14 protein-coding genes are annotated in these 13,733 nt (G+C 69.9%); 10 read left to right on the top strand and 4 right to left on the bottom strand.

The window, feature by feature from the left end; genetic code table 11:
- Window positions 1–9 precede the first annotated feature (9 nt).
- Window positions 10–1,143 carry a DNA polymerase III subunit beta gene (dnaN, locus tag ACIRSS_RS21680; protein WP_400897364.1) on the bottom strand — a complete coding sequence of 378 codons (1,134 nt, stop codon included), beginning with the start codon at window positions 1,141–1,143 and terminating at the stop codon, window positions 10–12.
- Between the two features lie 846 nt (window positions 1,144–1,989).
- Window positions 1,990–3,600 carry a chromosomal replication initiator protein DnaA gene (gene dnaA / locus ACIRSS_RS21675; RefSeq protein WP_400897362.1) on the bottom strand — a complete coding sequence of 537 codons (1,611 nt, stop codon included), beginning with the start codon at window positions 3,598–3,600 and terminating at the stop codon, window positions 1,990–1,992.
- A gap of 576 nt (window positions 3,601–4,176) precedes the next feature.
- Here dnaA and rpmH point away from each other — a divergent pair.
- The 9 genes from rpmH (at window position 4,177) to ACIRSS_RS21630 (ending at window position 10,266) form a co-directional block, all read left to right on the top strand.
- Window positions 4,177–4,320, top strand: coding sequence for a 50S ribosomal protein L34 (gene rpmH / locus ACIRSS_RS21670; protein WP_003082934.1), 144 nt, complete (start codon window positions 4,177–4,179; stop codon window positions 4,318–4,320).
- A gap of 21 nt (window positions 4,321–4,341) precedes the next feature.
- A complete protein-coding gene (gene rnpA, locus ACIRSS_RS21665) occupies window positions 4,342–4,776 on the top strand; it encodes a ribonuclease P protein component (protein ID WP_400897360.1) in 435 nt (144 codons plus the stop codon).
- 5 nt (window positions 4,777–4,781) lie between these two features.
- Complete coding sequence (yidD, locus tag ACIRSS_RS21660) at window positions 4,782–5,117, top strand: membrane protein insertion efficiency factor YidD (RefSeq protein WP_400897358.1); 336 nt, start codon at window positions 4,782–4,784, stop codon at window positions 5,115–5,117.
- Window positions 5,118–5,122: 5 nt separating this feature from the next.
- Entirely contained in the window at window positions 5,123–6,247 is a 1,125-nt protein-coding gene (gene yidC / locus ACIRSS_RS21655) for a membrane protein insertase YidC (protein WP_400897356.1), read from the top strand.
- Window positions 6,248–6,274: 27 nt separating this feature from the next.
- Complete coding sequence (locus ACIRSS_RS21650; RefSeq protein ID WP_400897354.1) at window positions 6,275–6,838, top strand: protein jag; 564 nt, start codon at window positions 6,275–6,277, stop codon at window positions 6,836–6,838.
- Between the two features lie 62 nt (window positions 6,839–6,900).
- Window positions 6,901–7,437: a DUF6886 family protein gene (locus tag ACIRSS_RS21645; protein ID WP_400897352.1), complete on the top strand. Its 537-nt coding sequence runs from the start codon at window positions 6,901–6,903 to the stop codon at window positions 7,435–7,437.
- Window positions 7,438–7,583: 146 nt separating this feature from the next.
- Window positions 7,584–8,267, top strand: a complete 684-nt coding sequence (gene rsmG, locus ACIRSS_RS21640) for a 16S rRNA (guanine(527)-N(7))-methyltransferase RsmG (RefSeq protein ID WP_400897350.1) — start codon at window positions 7,584–7,586, stop codon at window positions 8,265–8,267.
- 77 nt (window positions 8,268–8,344) lie between these two features.
- Window positions 8,345–9,271 carry a ParA family protein gene (locus tag ACIRSS_RS21635; protein ID WP_400897348.1) on the top strand — a complete coding sequence of 309 codons (927 nt, stop codon included), beginning with the start codon at window positions 8,345–8,347 and terminating at the stop codon, window positions 9,269–9,271.
- Window positions 9,268–10,266 (top strand): ParB/RepB/Spo0J family partition protein, encoded by a 999-nt coding sequence (locus tag ACIRSS_RS21630; RefSeq protein ID WP_400897346.1) that lies wholly within the window; start codon window positions 9,268–9,270, stop codon window positions 10,264–10,266. The genes ACIRSS_RS21635 and ACIRSS_RS21630 overlap by 4 nt, the downstream gene beginning before the upstream one ends.
- Window positions 10,267–10,399: 133 nt before the next feature.
- Here the strand turns inward: ACIRSS_RS21630 and ACIRSS_RS21625 are convergent, their stop codons facing one another.
- Both ACIRSS_RS21625 and ACIRSS_RS21620 read right to left on the bottom strand, forming a co-directional pair.
- Complete coding sequence (locus tag ACIRSS_RS21625) at window positions 10,400–11,344, bottom strand: D-alanine--D-alanine ligase (RefSeq protein ID WP_400897344.1); 945 nt, start codon at window positions 11,342–11,344, stop codon at window positions 10,400–10,402.
- Between the two features lie 26 nt (window positions 11,345–11,370).
- On the bottom strand, window positions 11,371–12,690 hold the full coding sequence (locus ACIRSS_RS21620) for a PLP-dependent aminotransferase family protein (protein WP_400897342.1): 1,320 nt from the start codon (window positions 12,688–12,690) through the stop codon (window positions 11,371–11,373).
- A 210-nt stretch (window positions 12,691–12,900) separates the two neighbouring features.
- Between ACIRSS_RS21620 and ACIRSS_RS21615 the strand changes: the two genes are divergently transcribed.
- Window positions 12,901–13,545 carry a GNAT family N-acetyltransferase gene (locus ACIRSS_RS21615; protein WP_284743442.1) on the top strand — a complete coding sequence of 215 codons (645 nt, stop codon included), beginning with the start codon at window positions 12,901–12,903 and terminating at the stop codon, window positions 13,543–13,545.
- Window positions 13,546–13,733 lie beyond the last annotated feature (188 nt).

Raw genomic sequence — 13,733 nt, 5'->3', positions numbered from 1 at the left:
AGTTGCGGGTCAGCCCGGGAGGCGGACCGGCATCAGGAGGTAGAGGTAGCCGGGGACGACGTTGCCCTCGGCGTCGGCGGGCTTGATGAGCGCGGGCCGGTTCGGCGTGGTGAACGTGAGCTCCGCCCGGTCGCTGTGGAGCGCCCCGAGGCCGTCGACGAGGTAACCCGGGTTGAACGCGATGGTCACCGGCTCACCTTCGTACTCGACCTGAAGCTCTTCTTCGGCGCTTCCCTCGTCGTCGCCGCCCGCGGACAACCGCAGCGAGTTGTCCCCGAACTCCAGTCGTACCTGAGTCCCCCGCTCCGCCACCAGCGAAACGCGCTTGATGGACTCGGTGAGAGCGGACACGTCGATGACCGCGCGTGAGGTGTGCGACGCGGGCAGCAGCTGGCGGTACGGCGGGAACTCCGCGTCGAGCAGGCGGGTCGTCGTGTAGCGCCCGGAACCGGACAGGCCGAGCAGGCCCTCGCCGCTGGCGAGCGCGAGGCGGATCGTGGCGCCGCTCGCGCCGAGCGTCTTGGCGGCCTCGGCGAGCGTGCGCGCCGGGACGAGCACCGCGGCGTCGGCCAGGCCCTCGGCCGGCTGCCAGGTGAACTCGCGCATGGCGAGCCGGAAGCGGTCGGTCGCGACGAGGGTGAGCGAGCTGCCGGAGATCTCGAGCCGCATGCCGGTCAGCATCGGCAGCGTGTCGTCCTTGCCCGCGGCGACGACGACCTGGGTGACGGCCTGGCCGAACGCGTCGCCCGCGAGCTCGCCCGCGAAGGCGGGCTGGGACGGCAGCTGCGGGTAGTCCTCGACCGGCATGGTCGGCAGGGAGAACCGCGCGCTGCCGCACGTGATGGTGGCGCGCGCGCCGTCGACCGAGATCTCGACCGGCTGCGCGGGCAGCGCCTTGGTGATGTCGGCCAGGAGGCGCCCGGAGACCAGCAGGCGGCCGCCGTCGGCGATCGTCGCCGGGACGCCGACCGTGGCGGAGACCTCGTAGTCGAAGCCCGAGACGGTCAGGGCGTCGGAGTCGCCGTCCGAACCGGCGTCGAGCAGGACACCGCCGAGAACCGGCACGGGAGGCCGGGAGGGGAGGCTTCTGGCCACCCACGCGACGGCGTCGGCGAGCCCGTCACGCTCGACGCGGATCTTCATGCGCGCATCCTTTCGACGACCGAGCGCTCGTGGCTCGGGCCAGGCCTGGTTCTCGCGGGACAGTGACCGGCTGCCCCCTCCGGCCGGTCCGCCCTCCCGCTTGAGCGGCCGGAGCGCGGACCAGGTGCAGGCGTCCACGTTAGGCCGTCGCGGGGCCCGCCGTCACCTCGGCCTCCCCTTGACTTTGTCGACTTGCCGACACGTTCTCGCGGCTGTCCCCAACTTCGTCCATCGCCTGTTTTTGTTTTGTTCTCTCTTAGAAGAGATCTAAAGGCAGTAGCAGTAGTAAGCGGTGTGGATTGTGTGGATTGAGCTCGTTCGCGCAGGTGGGAGGGCTCGCGGGCATGTGGAGAACCGTGGTGGCGGTTCTGTGGGCAACTCGGGGCGTCCGTGGATGGTTTCGGCCGACCCCCGATTCGTCCACAGCGAGGCCCAGTTGTCCCCACGGTTGTCCCCAGGTGTGGGGCGCTCCGTCCCCAGGGTCTGGGGGTGCGCGGCGGGGTCCGAATCGCCCTACCGAGTGACCGGCACGTGCTGTGCACAGAATGTGGGCAACCTGTGGAATCAGCGTGGACAAGGGTGTGGATGGACTGTGGATCACCTGTGGGCGGGGTGTGGGTGGATCCGGCGTCGTCGCTGATGGGAGATCCGTTGGCACTGTGGGCAATCCGCCCACACCATGGGGAAACTTCCTTGTGTACAAACAATTTCGACGAGTTTGGCGAAGCGCGCGTACGCACCTTCGCTGCTTCGCGCGCGTAGGCGCGCTTCGGACACTCCAAAGACGACTAAGGGGCGTCCACATTGAGCGGACGCCCCGAAGTCGTTGGGAGGTAAGGGGATGTGCTACTGGCGGGCGCGCTGCTTGATGCGCGACGTCAGCTCCTGCACCTGGTCGTAGATGCGCCGGCGCTCGGCCATCTCCTTGCGGATCTTCTTGTCCGCGTGCATGACTGTCGTGTGGTCGCGGCCGCCGAACGTCTGCCCGATCTTCGGCAGCGACATGTCGGTCAGCTCGCGGCAGAGGTACATCGCGATCTGGCGGGCCGTGGCGAGCGCCTTCGTCTTGCCGGGGCCGCACAGGTCGTCGAGCGTCACGTCGAAGAACTCGGACGTGACGCCCATGATGGTCGGCGCGGTGATCTCCGGCGCGTGCGAGTCCGGGATCAGGTCGCGGAGCACGATCTCCGCGAGCGCGCTGTCGACCGGCTGCTGGTTCAGGGACGCGAACGCCGTGACGCGGATGAGCGCGCCTTCGAGCTCCCGGATGTTCGCCTCGACGCGCGAGGCGATGAACTCGAGGACCTCGCCCGGCACCGCCAGCCTGTCCTGCGCGGCCTTCTTCCGAAGGATCGCGATGCGCGTCTCCAGTTCGGGCGGCTGGATGTCGGTGATCAGGCCCCACTCGAACCGCGTCCGCAGCCGGTCTTCCAGCGTCTCGAGGCGCTTCGGCGGGCGGTCGGAGCTGACGACGATCTGCTTGTTCGCGTTGTGGAGGGTGTTGAAGGTGTGGAAGAACTCTTCCTGCGTACCTTCTTTGCCTTCCAGGAACTGGATGTCGTCGACGAGCAGGATGTCGATGTCGCGGTAGCGCCGCTGGAAGGCGACCTTGCGGTCGTCGCGCAGCGAGTTGATGAAGTCGTTCGTGAACTCTTCGGTCGAGACGTACCGGACGCGCATGCCGGGGAACAGCCGTTGCGCGTAGTGGCCGACCGCGTGCAGCAGGTGCGTCTTGCCGAGCCCGGACTCACCCCAGATGAAGAGCGGGTTGTAGGCGCGGGCCGGCGCTTCGGCGACGGCGACCGCGGCCGCGTGCGCGAAGCGGTTGGACGCGCCGATGACGAAGGTGTCGAAGGTGTACTTCTCGTTCAGCTTCGTCTTGGACGTCTGCGGCTGCGCCGGCGCGGTGTAGGGCTGGCCGGCGATCGGCTGCCCGGAGAACGTCGGCCAGATCTCGTGGACGGCGGCGAGCGCCTCGCCTTCTTCGTCCACCTCTTCGTCGGTGTCGTCCCCGTCGTCCGGCTTCGCCGCGACGGAGGGGTGCGGCGGCATCGGCGGCGCGGGTTCGGGCCGCGGCGGCGGCATCATCGGCGAGCCGTTGCCCGGCAGCGCGGCGGCGGGCTCGGGGCTCGCACCGTTTTCCACCCGGCCGGGTGACGGCACGTACCGGGGCGCGGGCGACGGCGCGACGGTCTCGGCGCTGTCCACCTTCACCGCGAGGGAGATGGCGCGGCCGAGCCGCCGGGAGAGCGCGTCGGTGATCGCGCCGCGCAAACCGCGTTCGATCGCTTCCTTCGCGAAGTCGCTGGGGGCCGCCAGCAGGGCGGTGCCGTCGAGCAGACCGATCGGGCGGGTCACGCGCATCCAGGCGCGCTGCTGGGGGGACAGGGTCCCGTCGGACAGTTCGCGTACCACCTGTTCCCAGATGACGCCCAGATTGTGCTGGTGCTCCGACACCGGTCTGGCTCCCCTCCCCTCGTCGGCGTGGACGGCCGAACGCCCCTGGTCACGCGGCCCGGTACGCAACAGCGGACCCGCGTGTGCACCGGCACAGCGAATATCCACATAGTTGTCCACAGCTGTGCACTAATGTACGGCGACCCGCGGCGACGCCACCTGCGGGCTCGTCGTACGCCGGTGGGCACTCCACCACCCGGATACTCGTGCACCTCGACCGGTGACCCGAGAGAGGCACGCTAACAAGCCCCGCCCGCTGCCACAAGGCATCCTGGGTCGCAAGCATTTCACGGTGTACGGCGTGTTGCCATTCGGTGCCGCGGCGTCGACGATCGCGGCCTCCGCGGCCGGTCGCGGACCGTGGCCGAGGGGGTGCTTACCGGCCGCCCGACGGGGGTGCGTACCCTCGTAAGGTCTCCCGTATGCGACGGGTGCTATTCGCGTGCCCACGTTGTCGTCGCTCGTCGTGACGAGGCCACACGTTGGTAGGAGACACCAGAGACTGCCGTGCGCCCGCACGACACGCCAGGCGACGGGGAGGAATCCCCGCGTCCGACGCGACACACAGGAGAAGCAGTGAGCAAGGGTAAGCGCACCTTCCAGCCGAACAACCGCCGCCGCGCGAAGACGCACGGCTTCCGCCTGCGCATGCGGACGCGTGCCGGCCGGGCCATCCTGGCGGGCCGCCGTCGCAAGGGCCGCGCCGCGCTGTCCGCCTGATCCGGCACGTCGGGGCGCGCCGTGCTGCCGGCTGCCGCACGCTTGCGGCGGAGTGAGGATTTCCGCGTGGTTCTCCGTCGCGGGTCCCGGGCAGGCAAGCGCCGCCTCGTCGTCCACGCGTTGACCACGGACCCGTCCGGGGCCGCCGACCCACCGTCGGCGGCCCGGGCGGGTTTTGTGGTGAGCAAGGCCGTCGGCAACTCGGTGGTCCGCCACCGCGTCACCCGGCGGCTGCGTCACCTCGTTTCGGCCCGGCTCGGAACCCTGCCGCCGGGCAGTGCGTTGGTAGTGAGGGCATTGCCGCCGTCCGCGACCGCGTCCAGCGCCGAGCTCGGAGCCGATCTCGACGCCGCGCTGCGTCGGCTGGGTCTTTCACCGTCGCGTCGTCCGGCCGGGGATGCCCCCCGCCCGGCGCGTCCCGCCGACGCGGCCCCCGACCACGGATCAGCGGTGTGACCGGCATGCGAGCCACCCCCGAGCACGACCACGAGCACTCCGAGCACGACGCTGTGGAGCCCGCGCCCCCGCGGCCCGGCCCCGTCGCCTGGGTCCTGCTGCTCCCCATCAAGCTCTACCGCAAGGCGATCTCGCCCTTCCTCCCACCGGCTTGCCGGTTCTACCCGAGCTGCAGCGCGTACGCAGTCGAAGCCCTCACCCGGCACGGTGCCGGCCGCGGCTCCTACCTCGCGCTGCGCCGGCTGTTGCGCTGCGGCCCGTGGACCCCACCCGGCCGCGACCCCGTGCCCGAGGAGTTCTCGTGGCGCCACCGACGACCTGATACACCGATCGAGGAGTAGCAGCAGTGCTCGATTTCATCTACTACCCCGTGTCCTTCATCCTCTGGTGTTGGCACAAGGTCTTCGGCTTCGTCTTCGGGGAAGCCACGGCGATCTCCTGGATCCTCGGCATCATCTTCCTGACGTTCACGGTCCGCGGCATCATGTTCAAGCCGTTCGTGAACCAGGTCCGGTCGATGAAGAAGATGCAGGACTTCGCGCCGGAGATGAAGAAGCTCCAGAAGAAGTACGCGAACGACCGGCAGCGCCAGGCCGCGGAGATGCAGAAGCTCCAGAAGGAGCACGGCGTCAACCCGCTCGGCAGCTGCCTGCCGATGCTGCTCCAGATCCCGGTCTTCATCGGTCTGAACTGGGTCCTGCGCGCGTTCACGATCCAGCCCAAGGGCGGCGGCCCGAAGACCGAGAACTACTTCTTCAACCAGCACGACGTCGAGTCGTACGTCAACGCGAAGCTGTTCGGCGTCAACATCGGTGAGGCGATCCACAACGGCGTCACCGCGATCGGCGGCTCCGGTGCGTCCGGCTGGCACTGGAACGTGCTCCCGGTGGCGCTGCCGCTGATGATCGTCGCGTCGATCGCCACGCACCTCACCGCGCGGCACTCGGTGGCCCGGCAGAACGCCGCGTCGGCCACCCCGCAGACCGCGATCATGAACAAGCTGACGATGTACGTGTTCCCGCTCGGTGTGCTCGTCTTCGGTGCGCTGTTCCCGCTCGGCCTCCTCTTCTACTGGCTGGCGAACAACGGCTGGACCCTGATGCAGCAGCGCCTCGTCTACACGAAGATCGACAAGGAAGAAGCGGCCCGCAAGGCGGAGGCCGCGGAGAAGCGCGCGTCGCTCGGCCCGAAGCCGGGGCAGAAGCCGACCGCGCCGAAGGTCGGCCAGAAGCCGGTCCAGCAGAAGAAGAACCAGCCCGCGCAGACCGGCACGGCCAAGAAGGTCACGAAGGCCGGCTCGGCCCACGGCTTCGCCCAGACCACCCCGGCGGAGGCCGCCGCCAAGGCCGCGGAGACCGCTGACCCGGCGCCCGCCGACACGAACGGCCAGAACGGCTCGAAGGACAACGGCACGGGCGTGCCGGGCCTTCTCAAAGACTCGACCAGGAAGTCGGGCCGGAAGCGCCGCTGAGGCGCGACCGGTTCGGAGAGGAGACGAATGATGTCGGAGACGATCGACACGATCGAAGCCGATAAGGACGACGTGACCCCGGAGGCCGCTTCCGCGGACGAGGGGGCCGAGCAGAAGGCGGGCGGTGACGACATCCTCGTCCAGGAGGGCGACATCGCGGGCGACTACCTCGAGCGCCTGCTCGACCTGCTCGACTACGACGGCGACATCGATCTGGACGTGGAGGCCGGCCGCGCGATCGTGAGCATCGACGGCGGCGAGGACCTCGAGAAGCTCGTCGGCCCGCGCGGCACGGTCCTCGAGGCGCTGCAGGAGCTGACCCGCCTGGCGGTCCAGCAGGAGACGGGCTCGCGCAGCCGCCTCATGCTGGACATCGCGGGCTGGCGCGCGGACCGCCGCGAGGAGCTGCGCGAGCTCGGCCGCTCGACGGCGGAGTCGGTCCTCCAGAGCGGCGAGCGGGTGCGCCTGCAGCCGATGAGCCCGTTCGAGCGCAAGGTCGTCCACGACGCGGTGGCGGCGGTCTCCGGCGTCACGAGCGAGAGCGAGGGCGAAGACCCGAAGCGCCGCGTGGTGATCTTCCCGGAGTCCTGAGACTCGGCTCCACTGAAGCGGCCCCACTTGACTCGGTCAGGTGGGGCCGCTTCTTTTGTGGCATGCGCCCGGCACCCGGTGAGGTCGTCCACTTCTCGGAGGACCCGACGATCACCCGCTTCGAGCCGCACGTCGCCGCGACGGCCCTGCAGCCGGAGGCGTACGTGTGGGCGGTCGGTCCGGACCGGGCGCCGGACTACTGGTTCCCCCGCCAGTGCCCGCGCGCGATGGCGTGGGTGACGCCGGCGACGACGTCGTCGGACCGGGGGTGGCTCGGGTCGGATCGGGTGCACGCGATCGAGTACGGGTGGCTCGAGGAGATGCGCACGGTCCGGTTGTACGCGTACCGGTTCGCGGCTGTGTCATTCCGCTCGTTCGGCGAGCACGCGCACGCGATGGTCGCGACGGAGCCGGTCTCCCCGTTGGGGCCGCCGGAGCGGGTCGGCGATCTCCTCGGGTTGCACGCGTCGGCGGGGATCGAGCTCCGGGTGCTGCCGAACCTCTGGCGGTTCGTGGACGCGGCGGCGCCGAGCTCGCTCGGCTTCAGCGGGATCCGGCTGCGGAACGCGCAGCCGCGGCCGAGCGAATTACAGCGGTGATGTTTCACGTGGAACCGCGCCTTCGATGCCGCTGGGCGAGTGGAGTTGTCCACATCTGCGGCTCGTCGGCTCGTTTTCGACTCGACATCGGGGACAATCGACGGAGCGCGGTTTCACGTGAAACCGGCGGACGAGGAGTAGACGGAGTGAGCTTGGAGCAGGCCGCGGTGGCGGTGCGGGCCGCGGCGGAGCGGGTGTTCGGTGCGCGGGTGGACCAAGCCGCTGGGTATGTCGAACTTCTCGAGCGTCACGGGGTCGAGCGTGGGCTGATCGGGCCGCGGGAGGTCGAGCGGCTGTGGGAGCGACACGTCCTCAACTCCGCCGTCATCGGTGAGCAGATGCCCGAGGGTGCCCGCGTCATCGATGTCGGGTCGGGTGCCGGGCTTCCGGGAGTACCGCTCGCGATCGCGCGACCGGACCTCGATATCGTCTTGCTCGAACCGATGGCCCGCCGGGTGGACTGGCTGGCCGAGGTGGCCGAGAAGCTGGAACTCCCGATCACCGTCGTCCGTGGACGCGCGGAGGAGCGGCCTGTGCGTGAGCAGCTCGGTGGCGCCGACATCGTCACCGCTCGCGCGGTCGCCCCGCTCGCCCGGCTCGCGGACTGGTGCTTGCCGCTCGTTCGTCCCGATGGCTTCCTGGTTGCCCTCAAGGGTGCCAGCGCGGCGGACGAGATCGACCGGGACGGCGCCGCCATCCGCAAGGCCGGCGGGGCCGACCCACTGATCATCGAATGCGGTGCCGCAGTACTAGAGGTCCCCAGCACGGTCGTGAAGATCCGTCGCCTCCCAGCAGCCAGCAAGCCGAAGGCACGGAGCAAGAAGCGTTAACGGGCCGCGATGTTCCACGTGAAACGACGCGACTCGACCACCGACCAGACGTCTAGATGGAGGAGGTGTCGAGACCGGTGAATCCCCCGCCGTCCGACTCCACGGAGACCACCCCCGACGTGGGCTGGACCCCGATCGCCGAAGAAGCCGCCCGCGCCGCGCGTCTGCTGCACCCGAAGGAAGGGGAGCTCCCCCGCCCCGGACGCCGTCGCGTGCTGACCGTCGCCAACCAGAAGGGCGGCGTCGGCAAGACCACGAGCACGGTCAACCTCGCCGCCGCGCTCGCCGTCCACGGGCTCAAGACGCTCGTCGTCGACCTCGACCCGCAGGGCAACGCGAGCACCGCGCTCGACGTCGACCACCGGTCCGGGACGCCGTCGATCTACGAGGTACTCATCGGCGAGGTGACGCTCGCGGACGCCGCGCAGCCCACCGAGCAGTCCCCCAACCTCTTCTGCGTCCCCGCGACGATCGACCTCGCCGGCGCTGAGATCGAGCTCGTCTCGATGGCGTCCCGCGAGTCCCGGCTCAAGGAGGCCATCTCCTCGGAGATCCTCAACGAGATCGGCGTCGACTACGTCTTCATCGACTGCCCGCCCTCGCTCGGCCTACTGACGGTCAACGCGATGGTCGCGGCGCAGGAGGTGCTCATCCCGATCCAGTGCGAGTACTACGCACTCGAAGGTCTCGGGCAGCTGCTGAGCAACATCGAGCTCGTGCAGCAGCACCTCAACCGCGAGCTGCGCGTCTCGACGATCCTCCTCACCATGTACGACGGCCGCACCAAGCTGGCCGACCAGGTGACGAACGAGGTGCGCAACCACTTCGGCGACACGGTCCTCAAGACCGTCATCCCCCGCAGCGTGAAGGTCTCGGAGGCGCCCGGGTACGGCCAGACCGTCCTCGCTTACGATCCCGGTTCGCGTGGTGCGATGAGCTACGTCGACGCGGCCAAGGAGATCGCCGAGCGCGGCGCACAGATGGAGAAGGGTAGTTCGACATGACCGAGCGCCGAGGAGGGCTGGGGCGCGGCCTCGCCGCCCTGATCCCCACCGGACCCGCCACCGGCGGTCCCCTGCCCGCGCCCGCGGACGCGGCGGCGGACAAGAAGACGGCCGAAGACAAGGGCTGGTTCGCGGCGAACGGCCAAGCGAAGACGCACGGCGGCGAGGTCGCCGGCGCGGTCTACCGCGAGATCCCGGTCGGCTCGATCAAGCCGAACCCGAAGCAGCCGCGGCAGGTCTTCGACGAGGACGCGCTCGCCGAACTCGAGCACTCGATCCGCGAGTTCGGGCTCATGCAGCCCATCGTCGTCCGCGAGCTCGGGAACGACGAGTACGAGCTCGTCATGGGCGAGCGCCGGCTGCGCGCGTCGCAGCAGGCGGAGCTCGAGGCGATCCCGGCGATCGTCCGGCAGACCGCCGACGAGTCGATGCTGCGCGACGCGCTCCTGGAGAACATCCACCGCGTCCAGCTGAACCCGCTCGAAGAGGCGGCGGCGTACCAGCAGCTGCTGGACGAGTTCGCGGTGACGCACGAAGAGCTGGCGAGCCGGATCGGCCGCAGCCGGCCGGTCATCACCAACACGATCCGGCTCCTCAAGCTCCCCCTGCCGGTGCAGCGCCGGGTGGCCGCGGGCGTCCTGTCCGCCGGCCACGCCCGCGCGCTGCTCTCGCTGGAGGACGCCGACAGCCAGGAAGAGCTCGCCGCGCGCATCATCGCGGAGGGCATGTCGGTCCGGGCGACCGAGGAAGCCGTCACGCTCAAGAAGAGCGAGAAGCCGGCCAAGCCGAAGCCCGCGCCGCGCAAGCCGATCCAGGCGCCGGGGTTGCAGGAGCTCGCGAACCGGCTTTCGGACCGGTTCGACACCCGCGTGAAGGTCGACCTCGGCCGCCGCAAGGGCCGGATCACGCTCGAGTTCGGGTCCGTCGACGACCTCGAGCGGATCGTCGCGATCATCGATGCGAACGGGACGAATCAGACACCGAAAACCGATTAGGGATCACCCTGGGGTGTTTCGTCACGGTGATGATTGCTCGACGCAGTCGCGGTAACCACACCGGGTGATGATCAACCGCGACACGAAAAAGGCCACCGCGGAGCTTCCGCAGTGGCCTTTCGCGTGTCTGGAGTCAGCGGGAAATCGCGCGTCCGATGAGTTCGCCGAACACCGTGCCGAGCGACTTGCCCGCGGCCTCGATCGCCATCGGCACGGTCGACGTCTCGGTGAGACCCGGCGACGGGTTCACTTCGAGGAAGTGCACCGCGCCGTCCGACGCGACGACCGCGTCGGTCCGGGAGATGTCGCGCAGCCCGAGTACGCGGTGCGCGGCGACGGCGAGTTCGGCGACCGCCTTGGCCGCGGCGTCGTCGAGGCGGGCCGGGGTGAAGAAGTCGGTCAGGCCTGCCGTGTAGCGGGCCGTGTAGTCGTACACGCCGCTCTCCGGCACGATCTCGACCGCGGGCAGGGCCTCGGGCCCGTTCTCGCCCTCGATGACCGTCACGGCCACCTCGACGCCGTCCACGAACCGCTCGGCGAGCACCGTGTCGCCGTAGGCGAAGCAGCCGACCATCGCGGCCGGCAGTTCCGCCGCCTCGCGGACCACCTGCGTGCCGAGCGCCGAGCCGCCCTGGTCCGGCTTGAGGATCAGCGGCAGGCCGAGCGTCTCGACCATCGCGTCGAGCACCGCCTGCGCGCCGAGCTCGCGGAAGGTGCTGTGCGGCAGCACCACCCAGCCCGGCGTCGTGAACCCGGCGTTCTCGATGAGCGCCTTCGCCGTCGGCTTGTCCCACGCGCGGCGGCAGCCCTGGGAGCCGGTGCCGACGAACGGCACGTCCAGCATCTCCAGCACCGTCTGCACCGAGCCGTTCTCACCCTCGCCGCCGTGCAGGGCGACGACGACCGCGTCCGGCCGCTGGGCGCGCAGGCGCTCCAGCAGGCCGGCGTCGGTGTCCCACTCCTCGATGCCGAGGCCCTCGGACTTGAGCGCCGCGGAGAGCCGTCGCCCGGACCTCAGCGAAACGTCGCGTTCGTGCGAAAGCCCGCCGGCGAGCACGGCAACGGTACGGTCGACCACCGTAGGAACTCCTTAGCTGGGAAGAACTAGACCGTGTCCGGGGACGGGTTCTGCGGCCCCTGGATCTGGCGCGCGCTCACGTTACCGAAGGTGCGCGCGAGGTCCATTTCGGACTCGAGCACCGCGGCCAGCCGTCGGACGCCCTCGCGGATCCGCTCCGGCGTCGGGTAGCAGTACGAGAGCCGCATCTGCCGGCTGCCGAACCCGTCGGCGTAGAAGCCCGTTCCGGACGCGTACGCCACCCTCGCGGTCACCGCGCGCGGCAGCATCGCCTTCGTGTCGACGCCTTCCGGCACCGTCACCCAGACGTAGAAGCCGCCGTCCGGCTTGGTCCACGAGCAGCCCGGGGGCAGGTACTGGTCGAGCGCGGAGAGGATCGCGTCCCGCCGCTCGCGGTAGTTCTCGCGGAACTTCTTGATCTGGCCCTTCCAGTCGTGCGTGGCCAGGTAGCGCGACACGATCATCTGGTTGAACGTCGGCGGGCACAGCGTCGCCGACTCCGCGGCCAGCACGAGCTTCTCGCGCACGGCGTGCGGTGCGAGCACCCAGCCGACGCGCAGGCCGGAGGCGAACGTCTTGGAGAACGAACCGAGGTACACGACGTTGTCGGGGTCGGTCGAGCGCAGCGCCGGGTACGTCTGGCCGTCGAACCCGAGCAACCCGTACGGGTTGTCTTCGACGACCAGGACGCCGTGCTCGCGGCAGATCTCCAGGATCTCCGCGCGGCGCTCGACGGCCAGCGTAACGCCGGCGGGGTTGTGGAAGTTCGGGATCGTGTAGAGGAACTTGACGCGGCGGCCGGCCTTCTCCGCCTGGGCGAGCGCCTCGCGCAGCAGCTCCGGCACCAGGCCGTTGTCGTCCATCGCGACGTGCACGACCTGCGCCTGGTAGGCGGCGAACGAGCCGAGCGCGCCGACGTACGACGGCCCTTCGGCGATCACGACGTCACCCGGGTCGCAGAACAGCCGCGTGACCATGTCCAGGCCCATCTGGGAGCCGACGGTCACCACGACGTCGTCCGGGTGCGCCTTGATGCCTTCCAGCGCCATGATTTCGCAGATCTGCTCGCGCAGCACCGGGACGCCGTGCGCCGAGCCGTACTGCAGCGCGACGAGGCCGTCCTCGGCGATGATCTCCGCCACCTGCGCCGACAGCGTGTCGAGCGGGAGCGCCGCCAGGTTCGGCATGCCGCCGGCCAGCGAAACCACCTCGGGCCGGCTGGCGACCGCGAACAGCGCCCGGATCTCGGAGGCGGTCATCCCGGCGGTGCGCGCGGCGTACCGCTCGAGGTGCGGGTCGAGGTTCTGGCGGCCGCTGTGCGGCTTGCTGGGGCGGTTCTCGGTCATCGACGATTCACCCGGGGCTCGTGGATGGGCTGCCTGTGCGGAGCGCAGCAGATCCCGTCGAGTGTAACCGGGCACCCATCCGGACCCCCTGGCCTTTCGGCGCTCGTCACATCGGCCTATCCTCGTCCTTGGCTCCCGTGCCGTGCCGCGCTCCCACGCGGCTTGACGACCGGGCAGCCGGTCGGGAGCGCAGGTCAGGGGAGGTCGCGGGTGTCGCGTCGCGTCGTGGGCGTCACACTGGACAACCTGGAGCACCTGCCGAAGAGCTGCCGCAGGTGCGTCTACTGGGAGCTGGCCCCGCACCTCAAGAACCAGGCCGAGGAGTTCGGCGCCACCGAGGTCGAGAAGGAAGCCTGGGTCTCCAGCGTCCTGCTCGAGTGGGGTTCCTGCGGCCGGATCGTCTACAGCGACACGCTGCCGGTCGGGTTCGTGCTGTACGCCCCGCCGAACGCCGTCCCGCGGTCGCTGGCCTTCCCGACGTCCCCGCCGAGCGCGGACGCGGTCCTGCTGACGGCGTTCCAGGTCCTCCCGGAGTTCCGCGGCGGCGGCCTCGGCCGGATGCTGGTCCAAGCGGTCGCCAAGGACCTCACCAAACGCGGTGTCCGCGCGATCGAAGCGTTCGGCGACGCCCGCCCCGAGGAGTCGGACCCGGACGGCGGCCACAGCTGCGTGCTGCCGGCGGCGTTCCTGCAGAGCGTCGGCTTCAAGACGGTCCGCCCGCACCAGAAGTGGCCGCGGCTGCGCCTGGAGCTGCGTTCGGCGATCACCTGGAAGGAAGACGTCGAGGCGGCGCTGGAGCGGCTGCTCGGCCAGGTGACGATCACGACGGCCGAGCCCAGCCTCGGCCGCGCCTGACGCACCCCGCAAACGTTTGCGCCCGTGCTCGAGCAGGGTCGGAACACGCCTGTGCACGACTGTGGAAGAAGTGCCGAGTTATCCACAGAGCGCTGCTAGGCGCGGTGGAAAAGCTGTGGATGACTGCCCGGAAACCTGGGGACGCAGGAGCTGCGTCCCCAGGGGTGGTGGGGCAGGTGAAGGTGAGC

This window comes from Amycolatopsis sp. NPDC101161 (genome assembly GCF_044768185.1).
In the GTDB taxonomy this organism is placed as follows: Bacteria; Actinomycetota; Actinomycetes; order Mycobacteriales; family Pseudonocardiaceae; genus Amycolatopsis.
The sequence above is the reverse complement of the archived record's forward strand: the minus strand, read 5'-3'. Positions and strand labels throughout refer to the sequence as shown.

Excerpts from the sequence above, each read along its gene's own strand:
- ACIRSS_RS21650 (WP_400897354.1), top strand. The coding sequence starts at position 6,275 with ATGATGTCGGAGACGATCGACACGATCGAAGCCGATAAGGACGACGTG.
- dnaN (WP_400897364.1), bottom strand. The coding sequence starts at position 1,143 with ATGAAGATCCGCGTCGAGCGTGACGGGCTCGCCGACGCCGTCGCGTGG.
- ACIRSS_RS21645 (WP_400897352.1), top strand. The coding sequence starts at position 6,901 with ATGCGCCCGGCACCCGGTGAGGTCGTCCACTTCTCGGAGGACCCGACG.
- yidD (WP_400897358.1), top strand. The coding sequence starts at position 4,782 with ATGCGAGCCACCCCCGAGCACGACCACGAGCACTCCGAGCACGACGCT.
- ACIRSS_RS21620 (WP_400897342.1), bottom strand. The coding sequence starts at position 12,690 with ATGACCGAGAACCGCCCCAGCAAGCCGCACAGCGGCCGCCAGAACCTC.
- ACIRSS_RS21630 (WP_400897346.1), top strand. The coding sequence starts at position 9,268 with ATGACCGAGCGCCGAGGAGGGCTGGGGCGCGGCCTCGCCGCCCTGATC.